Origin of the sequence: Kineosporia corallincola, from assembly GCF_018499875.1 — a bacterium.
Classification (GTDB): Bacteria; Actinomycetota; Actinomycetes; order Actinomycetales; family Kineosporiaceae; genus Kineosporia; species Kineosporia corallincola.
This window is the reverse complement of the sequence record NZ_JAHBAY010000001.1, coordinates 705,230-726,805: the sequence shown is the minus strand read 5'-3', so window position 1 is coordinate 726,805 and position 21,576 is coordinate 705,230. Positions and strand designations below refer to the sequence as shown.

At 72.7% G+C, this 21,576-nt stretch carries 18 protein-coding genes, 1 pseudogene and 1 riboswitch; of the genes and pseudogenes, 5 read left to right on the top strand and 14 right to left on the bottom strand.

Annotated elements, in window-relative coordinates; translation table 11 throughout:
• Positions 1-80: 80 nt before the first annotated feature.
• From KIH74_RS03300 to purN, 3 genes are all read right to left on the bottom strand, one after another.
• A complete protein-coding gene (locus KIH74_RS03300; RefSeq protein WP_281417586.1) occupies positions 81-353 on the bottom strand; it encodes a DUF3017 domain-containing protein in 273 nt (90 codons plus the stop codon).
• A 47-nt stretch (positions 354-400) separates the two neighbouring features.
• A complete protein-coding gene (gene purH, locus KIH74_RS03295; RefSeq protein ID WP_214154196.1) occupies positions 401-1,996 on the bottom strand; it encodes a bifunctional phosphoribosylaminoimidazolecarboxamide formyltransferase/IMP cyclohydrolase in 1,596 nt (531 codons plus the stop codon).
• 52 nt (positions 1,997-2,048) lie between these two features.
• A riboswitch (ZMP/ZTP riboswitch) is annotated at positions 2,049-2,136 on the bottom strand.
• Positions 2,137-2,138: 2 nt separating this feature from the next.
• Positions 2,139-2,789, bottom strand: coding sequence for a phosphoribosylglycinamide formyltransferase (gene purN / locus KIH74_RS03290; protein ID WP_308113551.1), 651 nt, complete (start codon positions 2,787-2,789; stop codon positions 2,139-2,141).
• 186 nt (positions 2,790-2,975) lie between these two features.
• Here purN and KIH74_RS03285 point away from each other — a divergent pair, with 186 nt between their 5' ends.
• The gene (locus KIH74_RS03285) at positions 2,976-3,935 is read left to right on the top strand and encodes a hypothetical protein (RefSeq protein WP_214154195.1); all 960 of its coding nucleotides are present in this window, start codon (positions 2,976-2,978) and stop codon (positions 3,933-3,935) included.
• Positions 3,936-3,973: 38 nt separating this feature from the next.
• Here KIH74_RS03285 and KIH74_RS03280 read toward each other — a convergent pair whose 3' ends face one another.
• The 4 genes from KIH74_RS03280 to KIH74_RS03265 all read right to left on the bottom strand — a co-directional run bounded on the left by KIH74_RS03280 (position 3,974) and on the right by KIH74_RS03265 (position 8,386).
• Positions 3,974-5,677, bottom strand: a complete 1,704-nt coding sequence (locus KIH74_RS03280) for a cell division protein PerM (protein ID WP_214154194.1) — start codon at positions 5,675-5,677, stop codon at positions 3,974-3,976.
• A 212-nt stretch (positions 5,678-5,889) separates the two neighbouring features.
• Positions 5,890-6,777: a succinate--CoA ligase subunit alpha gene (gene sucD / locus KIH74_RS03275; RefSeq protein WP_214154193.1), complete on the bottom strand. Its 888-nt coding sequence runs from the start codon at positions 6,775-6,777 to the stop codon at positions 5,890-5,892.
• A 2-nt stretch (positions 6,778-6,779) separates the two neighbouring features.
• A complete protein-coding gene (gene sucC, locus KIH74_RS03270; RefSeq protein WP_214154192.1) occupies positions 6,780-7,961 on the bottom strand; it encodes an ADP-forming succinate--CoA ligase subunit beta in 1,182 nt (393 codons plus the stop codon).
• Positions 7,962-8,155: 194 nt separating this feature from the next.
• Positions 8,156-8,386, bottom strand: a complete 231-nt coding sequence (locus KIH74_RS03265) for a hypothetical protein (protein ID WP_214154191.1) — start codon at positions 8,384-8,386, stop codon at positions 8,156-8,158.
• On the opposite strand from KIH74_RS03265, the gene KIH74_RS03260 reads away from it, so the two are divergent.
• Positions 8,352-9,365, top strand: coding sequence for a glycoside hydrolase family 3 N-terminal domain-containing protein (locus KIH74_RS03260; RefSeq protein WP_214154190.1), 1,014 nt, complete (start codon positions 8,352-8,354; stop codon positions 9,363-9,365). The two genes, KIH74_RS03265 and KIH74_RS03260, sit on opposite strands and share 35 nt — an antisense overlap.
• On the opposite strand, the gene KIH74_RS03255 is transcribed toward KIH74_RS03260, so the two are convergent.
• From KIH74_RS03255 to KIH74_RS38305, 4 genes are read right to left on the bottom strand one after another with little or no spacing between them, the layout of a single operon-like run.
• Positions 9,352-9,933, bottom strand: coding sequence for a transglutaminase-like domain-containing protein (locus tag KIH74_RS03255; protein ID WP_214154189.1), 582 nt, complete (start codon positions 9,931-9,933; stop codon positions 9,352-9,354). The two genes, KIH74_RS03260 and KIH74_RS03255, sit on opposite strands and share 14 nt — an antisense overlap.
• Positions 9,930-12,383, bottom strand: a complete 2,454-nt coding sequence (pcrA, locus tag KIH74_RS03250) for a DNA helicase PcrA (RefSeq protein WP_214154188.1) — start codon at positions 12,381-12,383, stop codon at positions 9,930-9,932. Before pcrA ends, KIH74_RS03255 begins: the two co-directional genes overlap by 4 nt.
• Before the next feature lie 44 nt (positions 12,384-12,427).
• Positions 12,428-13,120, bottom strand: coding sequence for a LuxR C-terminal-related transcriptional regulator (locus KIH74_RS03245; protein WP_308113548.1), 693 nt, complete (start codon positions 13,118-13,120; stop codon positions 12,428-12,430).
• Positions 13,117-14,682, bottom strand: coding sequence for a sensor histidine kinase (locus KIH74_RS38305; RefSeq protein WP_504844993.1), 1,566 nt, complete (start codon positions 14,680-14,682; stop codon positions 13,117-13,119). The genes KIH74_RS03245 and KIH74_RS38305 overlap by 4 nt, the downstream gene beginning before the upstream one ends.
• Between KIH74_RS38305 and KIH74_RS38300 the strand changes: the two genes are divergently transcribed.
• The gene (locus KIH74_RS38300; RefSeq protein ID WP_308113585.1) at positions 14,597-15,196 is read left to right on the top strand and encodes a hypothetical protein; all 600 of its coding nucleotides are present in this window, start codon (positions 14,597-14,599) and stop codon (positions 15,194-15,196) included. The two genes, KIH74_RS38305 and KIH74_RS38300, sit on opposite strands and share 86 nt — an antisense overlap.
• A gap of 62 nt (positions 15,197-15,258) precedes the next feature.
• Here KIH74_RS38300 and KIH74_RS38295 read toward each other — a convergent pair.
• Positions 15,259-15,531, bottom strand: a pseudogene (locus KIH74_RS38295) (PspC domain-containing protein); the annotation flags it as partial.
• A 182-nt stretch (positions 15,532-15,713) separates the two neighbouring features.
• Here KIH74_RS38295 and KIH74_RS03235 point away from each other — a divergent pair.
• Complete coding sequence (locus tag KIH74_RS03235; protein ID WP_214154186.1) at positions 15,714-17,462, top strand: PspC domain-containing protein; 1,749 nt, start codon at positions 15,714-15,716, stop codon at positions 17,460-17,462.
• Entirely contained in the window at positions 17,462-17,998 is a 537-nt protein-coding gene (locus KIH74_RS03230) for a hypothetical protein (protein WP_214154185.1), read from the top strand. Before KIH74_RS03235 ends, KIH74_RS03230 begins: the two co-directional genes overlap by 1 nt.
• 6 nt (positions 17,999-18,004) lie before the next feature.
• Here the strand turns inward: KIH74_RS03230 and KIH74_RS03225 are convergent, their stop codons facing one another.
• Both KIH74_RS03225 and KIH74_RS03220 read right to left on the bottom strand, forming a co-directional pair.
• Positions 18,005-19,102: a glycerophosphodiester phosphodiesterase gene (locus KIH74_RS03225; protein WP_214154184.1), complete on the bottom strand. Its 1,098-nt coding sequence runs from the start codon at positions 19,100-19,102 to the stop codon at positions 18,005-18,007.
• A 165-nt stretch (positions 19,103-19,267) separates the two neighbouring features.
• Complete coding sequence (locus KIH74_RS03220; RefSeq protein ID WP_214154183.1) at positions 19,268-21,532, bottom strand: Eco57I restriction-modification methylase domain-containing protein; 2,265 nt, start codon at positions 21,530-21,532, stop codon at positions 19,268-19,270.
• Positions 21,533-21,576 lie beyond the last annotated feature (44 nt).

Genomic DNA, 21,576 nt, shown 5'->3' with positions numbered 1-21,576 from the left:
GCACGCCACCTCGCGGCGGCTCACGTCAGCCTAGGCGCTCGCTGTTCGGCCTGTCTGCGGGCCTTCGGCACCCGCCCTGCTCACCCACCCGGGACCTTCCAGGTGAGCAGGGCGAGCCCGACACCGAGCAGCACCATGGTGATGACGTCCTGCTGCCGGGACCGCACGAGCAGTCCCAGGCAGAGGCTGTCGGGCAGGACCGCGCGGCAGGCGCCGCCGACCAGGGCGGCCAGGGCGAGCGTGTACCCCCCGGCCTGGTAGTTCACCAGCATCGCCAGTGGCAGTGACACGGCGATGAGCGCAAGCACGACCAGGAACGCGATGCGGCGAACCGGTAGCGACGGCCCTTCCATGGGGGGTTCAGCTCTCCCGTTCGGTCAGTGGATGATCAGCGGGCTGATCAGTGGGCGAAGTGACGGGTGCCGGTGAGGTACATGGTCACGCCGGCGGCCTGCGCCGCGGCGATGACCTCCTCGTCGCGGATCGACCCGCCGGGCTGGACCACGGCGCGCACGCCGGCCTCCAGCAGCACCTGAAGGCCGTCGGCGAACGGGAAGAAGGCGTCGGACGCGGCGACCGCGCCCTTGGCCCGGTCGGCCCCGGCCCGCTCGACCGCCAGGCGGCACGAGTCGACCCGGTTGACCTGACCCATGCCGATGCCGACGCTGGCACCGCCGTCGGCCAGCAGGATGGCGTTGGACTTGACCGCGCGGATCGCCGTCCAGGCGAACTCCAGGTCGGCCAGCGTGGCCTCGTCGGCCGGCTCGCCGGAGACCAGGCGCCACTTCGACGGCGCGTCACCACCGGTCTCCGTGTCGGCGTCGATGCGGTCGACCTGCTGGATCAGCAGACCGCCGCTGATCGGCCGGGTCTCGGTGGCGGCCGGGGCGGTGTCGGCGGGCACCTTCAGCAGCCGGATGTTCTTCTTGCGGGTGAGCACCTCGAGGGCGGCCGGCTCGAAGTCGGGGGCGGCCACCACCTCGGTGAAGATCTCGGACAGCCGCTCGGCCATCGCCACGCTGACGGTGGAGTTGGTGGCCACCACGCCGCCGTAGGCCGAGACCGGGTCGCAGTTGTGGGCCTTCAGGTGGGCACCCGCCACCCCGTCGGCGCCGGTCTCCACCGCGATGCCGCACGGGTTGTTGTGCTTGATGATCGCGACGGTCGGCGCGTCACCGTGGTCGTGCGCGGCCCGCCAGGCGGCGTCGGTGTCGACGTAGTTGTTGTACGACATCTCCTTGCCGTGCAGCTGCTCGGCGTGCGCCAGCCCGGCCCGCTCGCTGCGGTAGAGCGCCGCCTGCTGGTGCGGGTTCTCGCCGTAGCGCAGCACGGCCTCGCGACGGTAGGTGGCGCCGGCCCAGGTCGGGAACGGCGAGCCGTCCTCGGCCGGGGTGAGCACGCTGCCCATCCAGGAGGCGACCGCGACGTCGTACTCGGCGGTGTGCCGGAACGCGTCGGCGGCCAGCTGCTGCCGCTGCGCCAGGGTGAACCCGCCGGCGGCGACCGCGGCCAGCACGTCGGCGTAGCGCGCCGGGTCGACCACGACGGCGACCGAGGGGTGGTTCTTGGCCGCGCCACGCACCATGCTCGGGCCGCCGATGTCGATCTGCTCGACGCACTCGTCGGGCGTGGCGCCGGAGGCGACGGTGGCGGTGAACGGGTAGAGGTTGCTGATCAGCAGGTCGAACGGCTCCACCCCGAGCTCGCCCAGCTGCTGCACGTGCGATTCGAGGCGACGGTCGGCCAGCAGGCCGGCGTGCACCTTCGGGTGAAGCGTCTTGACCCGGCCGTCGAGGCACTCGGGAAAGCCGGTGAGGTCTTCGACCTTGGTGACCGGAACCCCGGCGGCGGCGATGCGCCCCGCCGTGGAACCGGTGGAGACCAGGGCCACCCCGGCCTCGTGCAGGCCGCGGGCGAGCTCTTCGAGACCGGTCTTGTCGTAGACGGAGACCAGGGCCCGGCGGATCGGCAACCGGGTGGCGGTTTCGGACGTCATGCGTTCACTCCCAGCGGATTTGGCCGTCAACGGGTGCGCAGCCGTAGCTACAGCTCAGGGCCCAGGCGAACGACCCGGAGGACGACACTCCACCGCTCCCCGGTGGTTGGCCCACCCGAACGCCAGTCGCGGCGCCGCCATCCTAGCGCCGCAGAAGCACCCGGCGACCGTCCACCTGCCAGCCCCCCGTGGTCATCCGTTCCACGACGTCGACCAGCAGCTCCCGCTCGATCACCTTGATCCGCTCGTGCAGCGTCTCCTCGGTGTCGTCGTCCAGCACCTCGGTCGCTCGCTGGGCGATGATCGGGCCGGAGTCGACGCCCGCGTCGATCAGGATCACCGAGCAGCCGGTCACCTTGACCCCGTGGGCCAGCGCGTCGCGTACCCCGTGGGCGCCGGGGAAGGCCGGGAGCAGAGCCGGATGGGTGTTGACGATGCGCCCGCCGTAGGCCGCCAGCAGCGGCTCGCCGAGGATGCGCATGAAGCCGGCCAGCACGATCAGGTCGGGCGAGAACGCCTCGACCGCCCGCAGCAGGCCCCGGTCCCAGGCCGCGCGGTCCGGGAAGTCCTTCAGCTGGACCACCGCCGTGGGCACCCCGGCGGCGCGGGCCCGCTCGAGTCCCAGCGCGTCGGCACGGTCGGAGAGGACGGAACTGATGGTGTAGCCCTGTGCGTTGTCCAGAAGTGCTTGCAGCAGAGTTCCGCTGCCAGACACGATCACGGCGACCCGCGGCGGCGTCACGGCGCCGTTCCGGGGTCCGGCACTGTCGGGCACCTGGGGTTCCTCGGTCACGAACGGAGACGATAGCCAGCCCGGGGCCGAACCCGGGCATCGCGTCCGGGGGAACCGCCCGGAGCCCCGTCCCACCCCGCTCCCGCGCGGCGGCCGGGTGGTACCGCATGATTTGAGAAGTATCCGGTGACAATGCAAGAAACCGGCCACCGTCGGTGGTGGCCGCCGAGCGAACAACGAGGAGCCGTGCCGAGCACCCCGAACCACGGGCCGGGCAACGACTGGCCCGACGCACCGGAGACCCGCCCGGTGCCGCAGGACGACGACCACTCAGCCGAGACGTCAGCCGAGCAGGTCGGCGCACCCGCGGGGGACGCGCACGCCCCGGGTCAGAACTCCCCGAGCCAGAACTCCTCAGGCCAGAACGACGAGGGGGCCACCCACCGGCCGCCGTTGCCGCCCGGTCAGGTTCCGGCGGCCTGGCTGCCGCAGAACGGGAACGGCGGTCCGTCCGGTGGGCCGGGCAGCCCGGCGGCTCCGCCGTACGACGCCGCCCAGACCCCGCCCCAGCCGTACCCGGATCAGCAGTACCCGGCACAGCCCGGAGCACCGTCAGGCCCCTACCCCCCGCAGCCCGGAGCACCGTCAGGCCAGTACCCCGCGCAGCCCGGTGCGTCCGGGGGCCAGTACCCGCCCGGCGCCTGGTTCCAGCAGCCCGCACCGCACCAGCAGGGCCCGTATCCCCCGCCGAACGCGCAGTGGAACCTGCCTGAGCGCAAGCGCAAGACGCCCGACGAGCTCAAGGTCATCGCCCTGCGCACCCGCGACCGGCTGCGGCTGTTCATGATCATGGTGATCGGTCTGCTGATCGTGTCGCAGCTGGCCCTGCCGTTCCGGCTGGCCGGCATCGCGCTCGGGCTGGCCGCGGCGCTGGTCGGCGTGCGGGTGCTGATCGGGCTGGCCGAGATGCACCGCTCCGGGATGGGCGCGCGGGGCCTGGTGTTCACGCTGTTCGGGCTCGGCCTGACCGGCATGCTGCTGCTGGTGCTGGTGTCGCAGGCGGTCTACTACCCGGTGGTCTCCGAGCTGGAGGAGTGCCAGGCCCGGGCCAACACCGAGTCCGCCGCCGAGGCCTGCGTGGACGCCACGAACGACCGCTTCAACAACATCCTCGACGACCTGAACCAGCGGGCCCGCAACACCTGAGCCGACGCCGACCGTCCCGGCGCCGAGGGAGTCTCCGCTCAGTCGCGCGGCCGGTCCAGCCACGACAACGGATCGCCGTCGGCCTCGGACAGCCGGGCCGGCCGGCCGGGCCGCTCGTCGGGGTCCCGGCGGTCCGGCCGATAGAGGCGGTCAGCCCGGTCAGCCCGGTCACCCCGGTCACCCCGGTCACCCCGGTCACCCCGGTCACCCCGGTCCGGCCGCCGGACCCCGTCCGACGGGGTCCGGCCCCAGGCACCGGCCGAACCGGCCCCCGGCCCACCCAAGCCATCCAGCCCACCCGAGCCATCCAGCCCACCTGAGCCGCCCGGCCCACCCGAGCCGCCCGGCCCACGCACGCCCGCCCCGGGCGTCCTCGCCGCCGGAATCCGTTGCGCCACCGGCCGGTCCGGCCGGTCCGGCCGCCCGGCGAGCGAGCGCAGCACCAGCCCGGCCGCCACCGTCAGCACGATCGCGCCGCCCGCCTCGATCGCGATGCGCAGCACCAGCGCGGGCACGTCCGGGCCCATCCGGCTGAGCCGGCCGGGACCGGCCGGGCCGGACGACAGCCAGCCCAGCAGCGCCCAGGCGAGCACCATCAGCACGGCCGCCACCACCGAGCGCACCATCGGCACCCGCACGTGGTGCGGCACCCGCTCGATCATCTGCCGGGGGCCCGACGCGTCGACGTGGACGAACCTGCGGCCCAACGGCATCCGCAGCACGCGCACCCCGGTCACCACACCGCCGAGGGCCGGGATCGCGGCCAGCAGCCAGAGCTGCTGCGGGCCCGGCCCGGCGGGCAGGGCGCCCAGCACCGGCAGGGCAGGCAGCGCACCGAGGTCGAGTCGCCCGGGGGCGACCGCGGTGCCCGCACCCACCGAGAAGCCGCTGCCGGCCGCGTAAGAGCCCGCCCACACCATCAAATCAGGGACGACGAGGAGCTGCGCCAGCGTCAGCACGATCCCGCCGACCAGGCCGGTGCCGAGCGCCCCGTGCAACGCCGTGATCCGGCTCCAGCCCAGGCCACCGGCCACCAGGAGCAGCACCAGGCAGGCCACCAGCTGCACGGCCAGGCCGAGCAGGACCGGGCGCAGGCAGCGACGGATCACCCGCGGGCTGCGGGTCTTGTCGAGCAGCAGGCGCAGCCCGGGCAACACGCCACCGCCCACCCAGGCGGCCGTACCGGCCGCCCCGGCCAGGCAGACGATCGTCATCGAGCCCGCGAACGCCTGCCCCAGAAGGGGTCTCACGTCGCTGGAGGTGGCGATCGCGGCCACCGCGGTGACGATACCGGCGTAGGTGAACACGAACACCCCCATCGCCTTGGGCGCAGGGGCGACGGGGTGGGCCCGGCCGACGCCCTCGCGGATCGCGTCGGCGTTCGGGTCGAGGGCCCGGGCCAGCCGCACGCCGCCGAACCAGCAGCTGACCACCGGCACCAGCAGCAGACCGAACGGGACCAACCCGAGGTGGCCCTCGTCGATCACGATGCCCGCGTGGTGTGCGAGAAGCCAGGCGCCGACGCCGAAGTGCACCACGTCGGTCCACGGCGCCTTGCTGTACGACGCGGTGGCCCAGGCCAGCACCACCGGGATCAGCACCACCACGAGCGAGGCCGCGGCGGCCTGCCCGGCCACGACGGCCGCGTGCAGCACGACGTGCGGACGCCGGCCCGGCCCGCGGACCACGGTGGGGGTGGACGCGCCGGGGCGAGGGCCGATCCGGTCACCGACAGTGCTCATCCTGGTCATGGTGGTCCAGGAATCGCCCGTCAGGTGGGATTCCGGAGGGGTGTCGCCAGATCGGTGACGAGTCACAGCTTTGCGACAAACGCCACTTCGGGCCCGGCAGCTCGTCGTCGTCCATGATCGGAAGCCGGCAAAACGGCCCGGCCGCAGGGAAAAACCCTGCGGCCGGGACCGTTACGGACGAACGGAGAGGACGGGCGGAGGAGCTAGAGCTTGCCGACGATCTCGCGCATCAGCTGAGCGGTCTCGCTCGGCGTCTTGCCGACCTTCACGCCGGCGGCCTCCAGGGCCTCCTTCTTGGCCTGCGCGGTGCCGGACGAGCCGGACACGATGGCGCCCGCGTGGCCCATGGTCTTGCCCTCGGGCGCGGTGAAACCGGCGACGTAGCCGACGACCGGCTTGGTCACGTGCTCCTTGATGTAGGCCGCGGCCCGCTCCTCGGCGTCGCCACCGATCTCGCCGATCATCACGATCGCCTTGGTGTCGGGGTCGGCCTCGAACGCCGCGAGCGCGTCGATGTGCGTGGTGCCGATCACCGGGTCACCGCCGATGCCGACGCCGGACGAGAAGCCGATGTCCCGCAGCTCGTACATCATCTGGTAGGTCAGCGTGCCGCTCTTGCTGACCAGGCCGATCGGGCCCGGGCCGGTGATGCTGGCCGGGATGATGCCGACGTTCGACTGGCCGGGGCTGATCAGGCCCGGGCAGTTCGGCCCGATGATCCGCGTGGTGCCGGAGTTCACCGCGTGCTGGTAGAAGTCAGCGGTGTCGTGCACCGGAACGCCCTCGGTGATGACGACCGCGAGCGGGATGCCCGCGTCGATCGCCTCGTAGGCGGCGGCCTTGGTGTGGGCGGCCGGCACGAAGATGACGCTGACGTCGGCGCCGGTCTCCTTGATCGCCTCGGCGACCGAGCCGAACACCGGAACGCTGACGCCGCCCTCGAACTCGACCGTGGTGCCGGCCTTGCGCGGGTTGACGCCACCGACGATCTGGGTGCCCGACTTCAGCATCAGCTGGGCGTGCTTCTTGCCCTCGGAGCCGGTCAGGCCCTGGACGATGACCTTGCTGTTGCCATCGATGAAGATCGACATCGTCAGGCCCCCTTGGCTGCGAGCTCGGCCGCGCGGGAGGCGGCGCCGTCCATCGTGTCCACCTGCTCCAGGCCCGCGAGCCCGGCATCGGTGAGGATCTGCCGGCCCAGCTCGGCGTTGTTGCCGTCCAGACGGACGACGAGCGGGCGGGTCACCGCCTCGCCCCGGCTCTCCAGCAGCTGGAAGGCCTGCACGATGCCGTTGGCCACCGCGTCACAGGCGGTGATGCCGCCGAAGACGTTGACGAACACCGACTTCACCTGCGGGTCGGAGAGGATGATCTCCAGGCCGTTGGCCATCACCTCGGCGCTGGCGCCACCACCGATGTCGAGGAAGTTGGCCGGCTTGCTGCCACCGAACTTCTCGCCGGCGTAGGCCACCACGTCGAGGGTGCTCATCACGAGACCCGCGCCGTTGCCGATGATCCCGACGTTGCCGTCGAGCTTGACGTAGTTGAGGTTCTTGGCCTTGGCCTTCGCCTCCAGCGGGTCGGCGGCGGCCTGGTCGGCCAGCTCCTCGTGCCCGGGGTGGCGGAAGCCGGCGTTCTCGTCGAGCGACACCTTGCCGTCGAGGGCGATGATCCTGCCGTCGCCGCTCTTGATCAGCGGGTTGACCTCGACCAGGGTGGCGTCTTCGCTCTTGAAGACCGTCCAGAGCTTCTGGATGACCTCGACGATCTGCGGCTTCACCTCGTCGGCGAAACCGGCCGCGTCGACGATCTCCTGGGCCTTGGCCGCGTCGATGCCGACGATCGCGTCGACGGGGATGCGGGCCAGGGCCTCGGGACGCTCGACGGCGAGTTCCTCGATCTCCATGCCGCCCTCGCGGGAGGCCATGGCGAGGTAGGTGCGGTTGGCCCGGTCGAGCAGCACCGAGAAGTAGTACTCCTCGGCGATGTCCGCACCCTGGGTCACCATCACCCGGCGCACGGGGAGGTCCTTGATCGTCAGCGCGAGAATGTCTTTCGCGCGGGCGGCGGCCTCTTCCGGGGACTTCGCGAGCTTGACGCCGCCCGCCTTGCCCCGGCCACCGGCCTTGACCTGGGCCTTGACGACGACTACGGAACTACCCAGCTTGCCGGCGGCCTGCGCGGCCTCTTCGGGCGTGTCGGCCACGACGGCGTCCAGCACCGGTACGCCGTGGGCCGCGAACAGGTCGCGCGCCTGGTATTCGTACAGATCCACGGGTGGGTCCTCAACGACGGGGACGGGTTGTGGCACGAGCCTAGTCCGGACAGGTTCACCCCCCGGCCACTGCGGCCGTGTAGCGCGTCACGTCATCGGCAGACCGGTGTACGGACGCCACGCGCGTCCCACCGCCGGACGTGACAGGCTGCTCGCGTGGTTGCGGCAGAACTCCGGCACGAACGTCGACGTCCTCACCTGCGCGGTGGGCTGACCGGCCTGGCGGTGGTGGGGCTGGCGCTGACCGGGTGCTCGTCCGGCTCGCCGTCCGCCGTGAACGGCGCCTCACCAGGGGATTCGCCAGGGTCTTCGTCGGGCCGTTTCACCGCGGCGTCCCCCACTGCGTCGCCCACCCCCACCCCGACCTGCGCGCAGACGGCGGTGTCGGCGATGACCGTGGCCGAGCAGGCCGGGCAGCTGATCATGACCGGCACCCCGCTGACCGACGCCGACGCGGTGACCTCGGTGATGAAGCGCAACCACGTCGGCTCGGTGTTCCTGCACGGGCGCAGTGGCCGCACGGCGGCGTCGCTGAAGAAGGAGATCAACCGGCTGCCGTCGATGACGGCCGGCGACGCGACGATCCGGCCGCTGGTCTCCATCGACCAGGAGGGCGGTCAGGTGCAGTCGCTGCGCGGAGGCACCTGGGGCTACCTCGACGACGCCCAGGAGCAGGGCACCTGGACCTCGACCCGGCTCGCCGCGGTGACCGGCCAGTGGGCGAAATCCCTTGCCAAGGCCGGGATCACGATGGACCTGGCACCGGTGGCCGACACCGTGCCGAGCGGCACGGAGAAGCGCAACCCACCGATCGGCGTGTTCGGGCGGCAGTACGGCAGCGACAGCGCCGCGGTGGCCGACGCCGTCGCCACGGTCACCGCCACACTGCACGACGCCGGGGTGATGGCGACCGTCAAGCACTTCCCCGGGCTGGGCCGGGTCACCAAGAACACCGACACCTCCAGCGGGGTCGTCGACACCACAACCACCACCGACGACGCCTACCTGCGACCGTTCCAGGCGGGCATCGACGCCGGGGCCGGCGCCGTGATGATCTCGTCGGCCACCTACGAGAAGATCGACCCGGACAACCGCGCGGTGTTCTCGTCCACGGTGATCACCGAATTGCTGCGCGGAGAAATGGGTTTCCAGGGCGTGGTGATGACCGACGACGTCGGCGCGGCCAAGGCGGTCGCCGACGTGTCTCCCGGCCGGCGCGCGGTGCGGTTCGTGGAGGCCGGGGGCGATCTGGTGCTGACCGTGGAGTCGTCGCAGGTGCGCACCATGATGACCGCGCTGTCGTCGCGGGCCCGCCAGGACCCGGACTTCGCCGCCCAGGTGGAGGCGTCCGCCACCCGCGTGCTGGAGCTGAAGGACGAGGCCGGGCTGCTCAGCTGCGAATGATCTGGAGCTCGTCGGGCAGGTCGCCGGCGTACAGTTCCAGGGCGTCGGTGGCCTCGCTGAGGGCCTTCACCACCTGCGGCGCCGGCTCGGCGCGCACCCCCGGGTAGTCCTGCTCACCGGGCGCGGCGATCGGCCAGGCCAGCTGCTCGTGGGTCAGGCTGAACCGGGCGTCGACGCCGGGCTTGTTGCCCCGCGGGTCCTGCCGATGCCAGTCGCCGCGCAGGTGCACCGCGATCAGGCCGTGCAGCATGAAGGTGTCGCCGTCGTCGGTGAGCCGCTGGTAGCAGAACCCGGCCGGGACGCCCTCGGCCCGCAGCAGCGCCACCAGCAGGTGCGACTTGGCGAAGCAGAGCCCGACGCCCTCGGCCAGGGTCTGCGACGCGGTCAGCGTGATGCGCGGGTCCTGCGCGTCGATGCTGTGCCGGATCTCGTCGCGGACCCACTCGAACACCGACCGGGCGTAGGCCTCGTCGTCGGCCGGGTACAGCGCCCGGTGCCGCGCCGCGAGCGCCCGCACGGCCGGGTGGTCGTGGTCGACCACCGCGGAGGCGGCCAGGTACTCGTTCACAGCTTCTCGACCGGGGCGTAGCGCAGCAGCAGCCGCTTCACACCCTCGCCGAAATCGATGTGGGCCACGGTCTTGTCGCCCTCACCGACCACCTCGACCACCCGGCCCAGGCCGAACGAGTCGTGGGTGACCCGGTCGCCCGGCGCCAGCTGGACGACCTTGCGGTTGCCCGGCGAACGGGTGCCCGGGCGCTGCGCCAGCCGGGCCACGGCGGGTGCGGACGACGAGCGCATCTGCGTGGACTCGCTGCGCCGCCAGGTGATCAGGTCGGCCGGGATCTCGTTGAGGAAGCGGCTGGCCGGGTTGTAGCTCGGCTGCCCCCAGGCGCTGCGGATGGCCGCGCGGGTGAGGTACAGCCGCTGCTCGGCCCGGGTCAGGCCGACATAGGCCAGGCGGCGCTCCTCGGCCAGCTCCTTGGGGTCTTGCAGCGAGCGCATGTGCGGGAAGGCGCCGTCTTCCATGCCGGTGAGGAACACGACCGGGAACTCCAGGCCCTTGGCCGTGTGGAGGGTCATCAGGGTGACCACCCCCTCGTCCTCCTTCGGCTCCTCGCCGTCGGCGACGTCCTCGGCCGGGATCTCGTCGGCGTCGGCCACCAGCGACACCTGCTCGAGGAAGTCTTGCAGCGTGCCGTCGGGGGTGGTGCGGGCGTACTCCTGGGTGACGGCGACCAGCTCGGCCAGGTTCTCCACCCGGGACTCGTCCTGCGGGTCGTGACTGGCGCGCAGCTCGTCGAGGTAGCCGGTCTGCTCCAGTACCGCCTCCAGCACGGTGCCCGGGTCGGTCCCACCCTCGACCAGCGTGCCCAGCTCGTCGATCAGGTTCGCGAACTTCTTCACCGCGGTGAGCGAGCGGGTGGCCAGGCCCGGCGCCTCGTCGGCGCGGAACAGCGCGTCGCCGAACGAGATCCGCTCGCGGTCGGCCAGCGCAACCAGCGCGCCCTCGGCCCGGTCGCCGATGCCGCGCTTGGGCACGTTGATGATGCGCCGCAGGTTGACCGTGTCGGACGGGTTGACCAGCACGCGCAGGTAGGCCAGTGCGTCCTTGATCTCGCGGCGCTCGTAGAACCGGGTGCCGCCGACCACCTTGTAGGGCAGGCCGGCCCGCACCATCACCTCTTCGAGGGCACGGGACTGCGCGTTGGTGCGGTAGAACACCGCCACGTCACCCGGGCGCACCGAGTCGTTCGTGCGCAGGCGCTCGATCTCCTCGGTGACGAACGCGGCCTCGTCGTGCTCGTCGTCCGCCACGTAACCGGTGATCTGCGCGCCGGCGGCCCCGGCCGTCCACAATTTTTTGGGTTTGCGGTCGGGGTTGTTCTCGATCACCGCGTTGGCCGCGGACAGGATGGTCTGTGTGGAGCGGTAGTTCTGCTCCAGCATGATGGTGTGGGCCTGCGGGTAGTCGAGCTCGAACTCGATGATGTTGCGGATCGAGGCGCCGCGGAACGCGTAGATCGACTGGTCGGCGTCACCCACCACGGTGAGCTCGGCCATCGGGATCTGCGGCTGCTCGACCTCGACCTCGATCGGGCGCTTCGGCTGGGTGGCCGTGGGACCGCCGACCAGCTCACGGATGAGCACGTACTGGGCGTGGTTGGTGTCCTGGTACTCGTCGACCATGATGTGCCGGAACCGCCGCCGGTACTGCTCGGCCACCTCGGGGAACGCCTGGAGGATGTTGACCGTGGTCATGATCAGGTCGTCGAAGTCGAGCGCGTTGGCCTGCCGCAGCCGCCGCTGGTAACCGGTGTAGACGTCGGCCAGGGTGCGCTCGGCCGGATTGCTCTCGCTGACCCGGGAGGCGTTGGTCTCCTCGTCGATCAGCTCGTTCTTCAGGTTGGAGATCTGCGCGGCCAGACCCCGCGGCGGGAACTTCTTCGGATCGAGGTCGAGCTCGCGCGCGACCAGGCCGATGAGCCGCTGCGAGTCGGCCGAGTCGTAGATCGAGAAGTTGGACCGCAGGCCGACGTGAGTGGCCTCGCGGCGCAGGATGCGCACGCACGAGGAGTGGAACGTGGACACCCAGATGGACGACGCGCGCGGGCCGACCATGGCGGCCACCCGGTCGCGCATCTCGGCCGCGGCCTTGTTGGTGAAGGTGATCGCCAGGATCTGCCCGGGCCGTGCGCCGCGCGCCGCCAGCAGGTGACCGATGCGATGGGTGAGCACGCGGGTCTTGCCCGACCCGGCCCCGGCCAGGATGAGCAGCGGCGAGTCGTGGTGCAGCACCGCCGCCCGCTGCTGTTCGTTCAGCCCCGCGACCAGCTGTTCCGGGTCGAGCCGGGGCGCGGCGGCCCGCAGGTCGGGCTTCGCCGGGTCCTCGCCGTCTCTGACCAGGGTGGGCAACGGATGCCGCTTGGCCGAACGCTCGTTGGCGATCTGCCGCGCCTTCTCCTTCTTGGAGAGTTCGGGCGCGGCTTCGTCGGGGAGGTCGAATAGCGTGCTCATCGGAACTCAGACTACGTGCCCCCACCGACAGTCATGACCACCTGCTAGAGCAGCCGCCGGTCCGCCGCCCACCGGGTCAGCTCGTGCCGGCTGGACAGCTGGAGCTTGCGCAGCACCGCGGACACGTGGGTCTCCACCGTCTTCACCGAGATGAACAGCTCCTTCGCCACCTCCTTGTAGGCGTAGCCGCGGGCGATCAGCCGCATCACCTCGCGCTCGCGGGCGCTGAGCCGGTCCAGCTCGTCGTCCACTTGGGCCACCTCACCGGCGCCGGTGCCGAACGCGTCCAGCACGAAACCGGCCAGCCGGGGCGAGAACACGGCATCGCCCGAGGCCACGGTGAGCACCGCGGCGATCAGCTCGGTGCCGCTGATCGACTTCGTCACGTAGCCCCGGGCCCCGGCCCGGATCACCGCGATCACGTCCTCCGCGGCGTCGGACACGCTGAGGGCCAGGAACCGGGTGGTCTGCCCCTCCTGCGCCATCGCCCGTTGCAGCACCTCGCGCCCGCCCGGGCGCACCGTGCCACCGGGCAGGTGCACGTCGAGCAGCACCACGTCCGGCGCGGTGGCGGCCACCACGGCGATGGCCTCCTCCACGTCGCCCGCCTCGCCGACCAGCTCCAGCCGGCCGTCGGCGACGGCCGGGGCGAGCTCCGCCCGGACGCCGCTGCGGAACACCCGGTGGTCGTCCACGATCACGACCCGCACCGGCAGCTTCACGTTCTCCTGGTTCACTGTTCCTCCTCTGGTACCCCGTGGTCCGGCAGGAGCAGCCGGACCTCGGTGCCCTCACCCTCTTCGCTGCGGATCCGGGCCGATCCGCCGTGCCGTTCCATCCTGCCGATGATCGACTCACGCACACCCAGCCGGTCCTCCGGCACCGCGGCCAGGTCGAAACCCGGCCCGCGGTCGCGCACGAATGCCTCGATGCCGTCCGGCGTGCACTCCACGTACACCCGGATCGACTCACCGCCGGCGTGCCGCGCCGCGTTGGCCACGGCCTCGCGCAGGGCCGACAGCAGCGAGATCGCCCGCTCGTCCACCGGCCGGTCGCCGACCGTGACCACCTCGATCACGGCGCCGTGCACGTCCTCCGCCTCGGCGGTCAGGGTGGCGACCCGGGCCGAGATCATCGTCGGGTCGTCGCCCCCGCCGCCGTACAGCCAGCCGCGCAGGTCACGCTCCTGGGCCCGGGCCAGCCGGGCCACCTCGGCCGAGTCCGAGCTGCGCCGCTGGATCAGGGCGAGCGTCTGGAGCACCGAGTCGTGCAGGTGGGCAGCGATGTCGGCACGCTCGGACTCGCGCACCCGGCCGGTCCGCTCGGAGTCCAGGGCGCGCCAGAACCGCACGCCCCAGGGGGCGAACACCACGGCCACGCCGAGGAGCACGGCGAAGGTGGCCAGCAGAATCTGCCCGAGCAGCAGCGGATCGGTGTTCTGCACCACCATCAGCACGATCCCGACCACCACCAGCACCACGCCGAGCAGCAGCCGCAGAGTGGCCGCGCGCGTGGTGAAGCCGGTCGGCGAGAACCAGCGGGACCGGTCGGCCTCGTCGAACTGGGCATAGGCGATCACCGCGCCCGGGGCCACGATCAGCAGCGGGAGCACCAGCCCGACGCGTACCTCCAGCCCGCTCCAGGTGGCCACCAGCACGCCCACCGCCGCGGCCAGGCAGATCCCGGCGAACACGTCGGCGTGCAGGCGGGTGCGGCGGCTGGAGCGTTCCTGGATCTCCACCTGCTCGGCGGCGGCCGCCACCACGGCGGCGCGGGCGAGTCGCGCCGGGTCGCCGGGGGTCACCGGCAGGTCTTCGGGGGTCCCAACGGTGGACGGCGAAGCGAGCCACCCCCGGCCCCCGTCCGCAGCGCCCACAGGTGGTCGATCCACCGGAAAGTCCGGTGCGGCGGGCATTTCCGGCTGCCCGGCCGTTCCCGGCTGCCCGGCCGTTCCCGGCTGCCCGGCCGTTCCCGGCTGCCGAGCCGCTCCAGGATGCCCCATCACCCCAGACCGGCCGGCCGCTCCAGGGATTCCAGCCGCTCCTGATTGCTCAGCCGCCTCCGGTGGACCAGCCACTTCTGACGGACCAGCCACTTCTGACGGTCCGGCCACTTCTGACGGTCCGGCCACTTCTGAAGGTCCGGCCACTTCTGAAGGTCCGGCCAACCCAGGTTGCCCAGCCACTCCCGCGTGCCCGGCGACGGTCCCGTCGGTGACGGTGGGTGCGGCGGTGGGTGCGGGAGCGGACACCGGCCCGGCCACCGGGCTCGGACTGCTGGCTGCACTCGTTGCGCCCATCGGCGAAATGCCTGCCCCGGCGGCCCTGCCCGTCACCGTGGTGCCCGGCGACGCGGCGCCCTCCGACCCGGCAACCCCAGACCCGGCAACCCCCGACCCGGCAACCCCAGGCCCGGCAGCCCCCGACCCGGCAGCGCCAGACCCGGCAACCCTCGACCCGGCAGCCCCTGACCCGGCAGCCCCCGACCCGGCAGCCGTCGAAGATGGTGCCGGGGATACGGAGACCGGGGACGTCGCCCCCGGGGGCATCACTCCCGAGGCCACCGTTCCCGAGGACATCGCTCCTAGGGCTGCCACACCTGGAGCCGCCACTCCCGAGCCTGTCACTCCCGAGCCCGCCACCCCCGAGCCCGCCACCCCCGAGGCCGCCACTCCCGAGGCCGTCACTCCCGAAAACGCCGACCCGACGGCCGAACCGGCAGCCGGGACGCTGGTTCCCGACGCACCGGCAGACCCGGCGGCCGGGAAAGGCCGCCCGCCGATCTGCGTGCCGAGGATCGGCCCACCGGTGTAGGGGGTGCGGGAGGACGCGCGGAGAGCCTGCTCCGCCGCCTCGGCCGAGGCCTCTTCCGGAACGAGGGCCCACAGCCAGGCGTACAGCACGGCTCCCGGGCCACCCATCAGAGTGGCGACGACGAAGCCGATCCGGACCGCGCGCACCGGCAGCCCGAGGTGCACAGCCACGCCGGCGGCGGCGCCGCCGAGCATCCGTCCTTCGCGGGGGCGGACCAGGGGTGGGCGTCCGCTCACGGGCGGGCCGGCCGGGAGGCGTCCGGCGGTCGCGGTGTCCGGGCCGAGCAGGCCGGGCGGGATGGTCACCGGGCCATCGTCACACGTGCGCACGCACATTCCCTCAGGGACGAACCGTCTCCCCTCCCCCACCGGCCCCCGAGCCTGGTTCAGGGTGCCCTCGGGGGCTTTCCCGATCCCGCGCGGGCCGCCGGGCCCGCAGGATCTTCGGTAGACGCCCGGCCACCGGGCCCACGAACAGAGCACCGGCACCGATCACCACGATCGAGGGGGACCACATCATGTCCGGAACGCAGGACCCGGGCGGCGACGCCTGGGGGTCGCCCGCCCAGCCGTCGAGCCATGAGCCGGCCGGCTCCGGGCGGACCGGTTCCGGGCGGACCGGCTCCGAGCGGGCAAGCTCCCAGCAGACCAGCTCCGAGCAGGCCGGCGGCCCAAACCCGGCAGCCGACCCGAACCCACCCGGGGAAACCCACCCGGCCGGCGAACCAAACCAGGCCAGCAGAACGAACCAGACCGGCGGAACGAACCAGGCCAGGGGCACAGGCCACGAAGGCAACTCCGGCCACTTCGGCGGCGGATCAGGCCCCGGCACCCCCGACGAACCGCCGACCGGCTGGGGCCCGCCCCCCGAACCGGGTTCGCCGCAACACCGGACGGGTGACGAATTCTTCGGCCGGATCAGGGATCTCGGCGCGGCCCGCCCGACGGAGGGGCGCTGGGTGGCCGGTGTGGCCAGCGGCCTGTCGCGGCGTCTCGACATCGACCAGACCCTGATCCGGGGCACCTTCGTGGCGCTCACCATCGTCGGCGGCCTGGGCGTGGCGCTGTACGGCCTGTGCTGGATGTTCCTGCCACGGCTGGAAGACGGCCGGATCCACCTCCAGGAGGCGATCCGGGGCCGGTTCAGCCCGGGCTTCTTCGCCGCCGGGCTGATGTCGCTGGCCGCGATCGGCGGCGGCGGTCCGTGGTCGCACGACGGGGTGTGGTTCTGGGGCTTCCCGGGCACGCTGGTCGTGGCCGCGCTGATCGTCGGCGGTCTGTGGTGGGCGGCCCGTAAACTGCCGCAGCCACCCCACCAGGGAGTTCCGAACACGGGTGTTACCGGCGGGGTTTCGTCGTCCACAGGTAGTCAGAGCGGAACCGGGGCACCGCACTGGACCACCCCGGAGGGCAGCCGGCAACTCGCCGACAACGCCGCCCGCTGGGGCCGGCAGACCGGCGACGCCGCGGCGGCCTGGGGCCGACAGACCGGCGACGCGGCCTCCGCCTGGGCCAGGGACTTCAGTCAACAGCGCCGCACCGCCCACGAGGAGGCCGCCCACCAGCGCTGGGAGGCGCAGCGCGCGGCACGCGCCCGCACCGCCCCCTCACGCCGCGTGCGTCAGCTCACCCTGGGTCTGGCTCTGGTCGCCGCCACCGGCGTGCTGATCGCCGAGTTCTACGGTGACCTGCCCGGCTGGGCCGGGCTCACCGCCCTGGGCGTGGCGATCGTCGTGATCGCCTGCGGCGTGATCGCGAACGGCCTGATGGGACGACGCAGTCCGGGACTGGCCGGGCTGGGGATCCTGCTCACGCTGTTCCTCTCGCTGGGGGCGGCGGCGCAGCACGCGGGCGTCGACACCACGAAGCACCTGGCCGCCGTCGGCGCCGCCACCTGGACGCCACAGAACCAGGACGAGGCCCGCAGCCAGTACAACCTGGGCATCGGTGAGGCCACGCTGGATCTCACCTCGCCCGGCGTGCTGGCCGGGGCCAGCGCCTCGAATCCCCTTGAGGTGGAGGTGAACCTGGGCGTCGGCCACCTGGTGCTGAACCTGCCCGACTCGGTGACCGTGCAGGTGCAGGCCCATCTCGGCGCCGGTGAGGTGCTCCAGCCGGACGGCTCCAGGTACGAGGTGAAGGGTGACTCCGGGCAGCACGACCGCACGCTGACCTACGGTTCCGACGCCCCGGTGGTGAAGGTCGTCGCCCAGCAGGGCGTCGGCCAGCTGGAGATCAACCGCGAGGCCCTGGAGGGGGAGAACTGATGTCCGACAACGAATTTGATGACGACGACCGCACCGCGAAAATCCGCCCCCCGGCCGGGGACCTGACCGCCGGGCCGAGCCCGACCCCGCCCACCCTGGCCTTCCCGGCCGACGACGCCCCGGACCCCACGCCCCCGCGACCGCCCTCGGCGACACCCCCTGCCGCCACGCCTGCCTTTCGCCCGGAGAACGAATCAACCTCACCGGAGCCGGGTTTCGTCGGCTACATCACCGCGAAACGCGGGCCACAGGTGCCGCCGGAAGCCGGCGTCCCCGAACCGCCCGTCCCGAACCCGCCCGCCGCACCGAGCCCGCCGACGGCGCCACCCGCGCCCGAGGTCCCGCAGGGACACCCGGGCATCCGGACCAGCACCGTGATCATCGGCCTGATCCTGCTGGTGATCGGCCTGACCGCCCTGGCCGCACAGCTCGGCGGGATCACCGTCAACCCGGCCGCGGCGGCGTTCGCCGTGATGCTCGCGGCCGGGGTGACGCTGATGAGTGCCGCGATCCGGCGTTCTCAGCAGAAGGCCTGAGGGCCCTCAGGCCGCGGCCCGCTCGGACCGGGCGAACACGCCGATGTCGGGCTGGTCGGTGAACAACCCGTCCACCCCGGCCGCCAGGAAGGCCACCTGCTCGTCGATGGCCCGGCCGAAGTCGTCGTCGGCACCGGCGGTGCGGTAATCGGTGGGCAGGAAGGTGTTCTCGGCACGGAACGTGTACGGATGCACCAGCAGGCCCTCGGCGTGGGCGTTGCCGACCAGCGCGGTCGGCTCGCCGAGGGCACCGGACGAGGTCCGCGGGATCACCAGGCCCTTGTCCGGGCCCAGCCCCTGGGCGTACCCGGCGATCGTGGCCAGGCCCCTGCGGGTGATCAGGTCGGCGTAGCTGCGCGGGTCACCCGCCGCGACCAGGTCGTACGGCGCACCGGTGGCCGAGAGCAGCTGCACCACCGGGGACTTCAGGCCCATGGCCCGCAGCTCCTGGAGATTCGTGGTCTCGAACGACTGCACGAAGATCGGCGCGTCGGCGTGGTTCAGTCCGTGCTTGCGCACCAGGCCCAGCAGCCGCTTCTCCAGCGGCAGGCCGAGCTCCTGGAAGTACGTCGGGTGCTTGGTCTCCGGGTAGACGCCGATCCGGCGGCCCAGACGGCGCGACAGCTCGGCCCGCAGCTGGAAGACCTCGTCGAGGGTCGGGACCCGCAGCCGGCCGTGGTAGAGGGTGTTCTCCTGCCGGACGGCCGGAAGGCGCTCCGCGGCGTACAGGGTCTTCAGCTCCCGGAGCGTGAAATCCTCCGCCCACCAGCCGGTCACCTCGACACCGTCGAGCTTCTTGGTGGTCTTGCGGCCGGCGAACTCGGGGCGGTCGGCCACGTCCGTGGTGCCGCCGATCTCCGGCTCGTGCCGGCACACCAGCACGCCGTCCTTCGTGACCACCACGTCGGGCTCGATGAAGTCGGCGCCCATCCGGGCGGCCAGCTCGTAGGAGGCCAGGGTGTGCTCGGGCCGGTAGCCACTGGCGCCGCGGTGCCCGATGACCAGCGTCGCCCCCTTCCGGGACGCAGCCGAAACCGCCTGTGCCGGAATGGCCGACGCCAGCGGAGCGGCCGCCAGACCGGTGATGACCGTGCGACGGTTCATCGTTCCTCCATGGCGCCCGTGGCGACCTTCGCCGGCTCGGCGCCCCCGACACGGCAGGAAAACGAAACCGCGCGACCGGCGTCCCGACAGCACATGACCGGAGAGCGACGCGTCGATGAACTACGCCTGCGTCATGTCTCATTTCGTCTCGGCGGACGATTTTGTTCACACAGGTTTCAGCCGGTCGTAGGCCCGCAGCACCCGGTCCGCGGTGACGAACCCACCGTGCCGGGTCTCGTCCTGACGCCGTAGGGCGGTGAAAGTGCCGAGCAGGTGCGTCAGTTCAGCCCGGTCGAAACCGAGCAGCAGGGCGTGGGCGGCGTCCAGCTCGGCCCGGGCGGTGAGCACACCCTCCGGATCCGGCCGGCCGGGCACCTCGATGCCGGAGCGGCCCAGCTCGGCGGCCAGCCCGTGCAGGTCGTCCGACCAGGTCACCGCCCGGGCGAACCGGGTGAGCACCCAGTCGGCGATCGTGCCGTCACCCCACGGCGACGGCACGTCGTAGGCCTCCGGCGGCGGCACCGGAACCTGCTCCAGCTTGAAGAAGTTCACGTTCGCCCCGGCGTGCTTCTGCCGCAGCAGGTAGTCGACCGGCAGGGTGGACAGCGCCGCCAGCAGCAGCGGCAGCCGGTCGGCCGAGATCAGCGGCAGCGAGTTGCCGACCGCGACCACCGGCAGCGGGGTGGGCAGCAGCGTGCGCGGGGCGACCGTGGTGGACACGTTGCGGTAGCCGGCCAGCCAGCCCCGGTCGCACAGGTCGCCGTAGCGCTCGCGCACCACCTCCATCGGCACCCAGTAGCGCGGGGCGGTGGCCGTGCCACCGTTCGGGTCGAGCATCGCGCAGTGCTTCGCCTCCCACAGCGGCACCAGTCCCTCACCCGGTCCCGAGCGGAAGTGCCGGGCGTCGCGGGTCATGTGCAGCGGCGTCACCAGGCGCAGCTTCCAGGGGTCCTGGGTGGGGACGGCGCTGGCCGGGTCCCGCCGCAGCAGCACCGGCGTCCGGCGGTGGGCCGCGGTGACGATGCCCGCGTCGGTGGCCGAGGCGAACAACGGCGCCGTGGCCGTGTTCGGGTTCACCACCCGGAGCAGGTGGGCGGGCAGACGCCAGGCCCGCTCACCGGCCGGCTGATCGGGTCCGGCCAGCCCGACGGCGACCTCGGCGGCCGAAGGCCCTTCCGGGGCAACCGGTCCGGCGATCGGGTCGGCGGCGCCGGGCGCCGGATCCGCGTCCGCCCCGCCCGTGACCGCCTCGTTCACGGTTTCGCGTGCCGGGCCGCCGCGCAGCTCCACGATCGCCACCCCGACCCGCCCGCTCACACCGGCGAAGATCGGCCCGCGCGGCTCGATCAGGTGCAGCCGGCCGAGCGCGCCCGCGGTGCACAGGGCCTCCAGCAGGCGGGCGGCCGAGCGGTCGGACGCGATCCCGGCCGGCACCAGCAGCGAGGCCCGGCCGCCGGGAGCGAGCAGCCGCCAGCAGGTCTCGACGAAGGGCAGGTAGGCGTTCAGCTCACCGGCGCCGGTGAGGGGATGACGGCCCGCATCGCGCAGGGCACGGGCGGTGCCGGCCCGGCGGTCCCGCAGCCCCACCGGGATCTCGCCGCCCCAGTCGCGGGCGTGCACCTTGAGCCGCTCCCACGGCGGGTTGGCCACCACCACGTCGAACCCGCCGCGCCAGCCGGTCACCGGTTCCGGTGCGGCGTCCTCCTGCCCGAGCACCTGTGGGAATGCCTCGTGCCAGGTCAGGCCGGCCCCCGCGGCCTGCTGGTTGGGTGTGGCGCCGGACAGCCCGTCCCCGGCCCGGATCCGGTGCTCCAGCTCGGCCGGCTCGGTCGGCCGCCCGGCCAGGCTGAGGTCGGCGGCCAGGGCGGAACGGCACAGGCTGACGGCGATCGGGTCGGCGTCCACCCCGTGCAGGGCGGCGATCGCCTGCTCCGGGGGGACACCCAGCGACAGCAACCGGGACAGCGCGGCCCGCAACAGGTTCCCGGCGCCGCAGGCCGGGTCGACGACGGTCGGCAGCTCGCCGTCCGGCAGTTCGGGGATGGCCCGGCGGGCGAGCGAGTCGGCGTACACCGCCGGCGTGCTGAACGCCCCGCGGTGCCGGCGCTCGGCGTTACCGACCGGGTGCAGCGCCAGCCCGCCGGGGGCCGGCGCGGGCACGTAGAGCAGCAGCGCGTCGTAACCGGTGGCGATCGCCCCGACCGTCACCAGATCGTCTGCGGCCCAAGCCTGTTCGACGGCCAGCAGCACCGCCTGGTCACGCCACAGCTGGGGGTCGAGGTCGGCGGCGCCGATCTCGGCGGCAGCGGCCAGCACCAGGCTGGCCGGGCCGGTCAGCTCCGGGGCCACCCGGGCGCGCCGGGTCGCCGGCTTCGCCCGCTTCATCGCGGGAACCACGTCATCGTCCACCACACCTCTAGCCGTGATCATGCACGATCCGCCTCGCCCCGGGGCCGGGAACGGGCGATCCGTGC

What these genes read in the sequence shown, in the direction of transcription:
- KIH74_RS03265 (WP_214154191.1), bottom strand. Translation starts at nt 8,386, where the DNA reads ATGATCAGCTGCCCGGCCTGCTCGGCCACGGTCATCGCCGACACCGCC.
- KIH74_RS03220 (WP_214154183.1), bottom strand. Translation starts at nt 21,532, where the DNA reads ATGATCACGGCTAGAGGTGTGGTGGACGATGACGTGGTTCCCGCGATG.
- KIH74_RS03260 (WP_214154190.1), top strand. Translation starts at nt 8,352, where the DNA reads ATGACCGTGGCCGAGCAGGCCGGGCAGCTGATCATGACCGGCACCCCG.
- KIH74_RS38305 (WP_504844993.1), bottom strand. Translation starts at nt 14,682, where the DNA reads ATGGGCGCAACGAGTGCAGCCAGCAGTCCGAGCCCGGTGGCCGGGCCG.
- purH (WP_214154196.1), bottom strand. Translation starts at nt 1,996, where the DNA reads ATGACGTCCGAAACCGCCACCCGGTTGCCGATCCGCCGGGCCCTGGTC.
- KIH74_RS03230 (WP_214154185.1), top strand. Translation starts at nt 17,462, where the DNA reads ATGTCCGACAACGAATTTGATGACGACGACCGCACCGCGAAAATCCGC.
- KIH74_RS03225 (WP_214154184.1), bottom strand. Translation starts at nt 19,102, where the DNA reads ATGAACCGTCGCACGGTCATCACCGGTCTGGCGGCCGCTCCGCTGGCG.
- KIH74_RS03300 (WP_281417586.1), bottom strand. Translation starts at nt 353, where the DNA reads ATGGAAGGGCCGTCGCTACCGGTTCGCCGCATCGCGTTCCTGGTCGTG.
- pcrA (WP_214154188.1), bottom strand. Translation starts at nt 12,383, where the DNA reads ATGAGCACGCTATTCGACCTCCCCGACGAAGCCGCGCCCGAACTCTCC.
- sucD (WP_214154193.1), bottom strand. Translation starts at nt 6,777, where the DNA reads ATGTCGATCTTCATCGATGGCAACAGCAAGGTCATCGTCCAGGGCCTG.
- KIH74_RS03280 (WP_214154194.1), bottom strand. Translation starts at nt 5,677, where the DNA reads ATGAGCACTGTCGGTGACCGGATCGGCCCTCGCCCCGGCGCGTCCACC.
- KIH74_RS03235 (WP_214154186.1), top strand. Translation starts at nt 15,714, where the DNA reads ATGTCCGGAACGCAGGACCCGGGCGGCGACGCCTGGGGGTCGCCCGCC.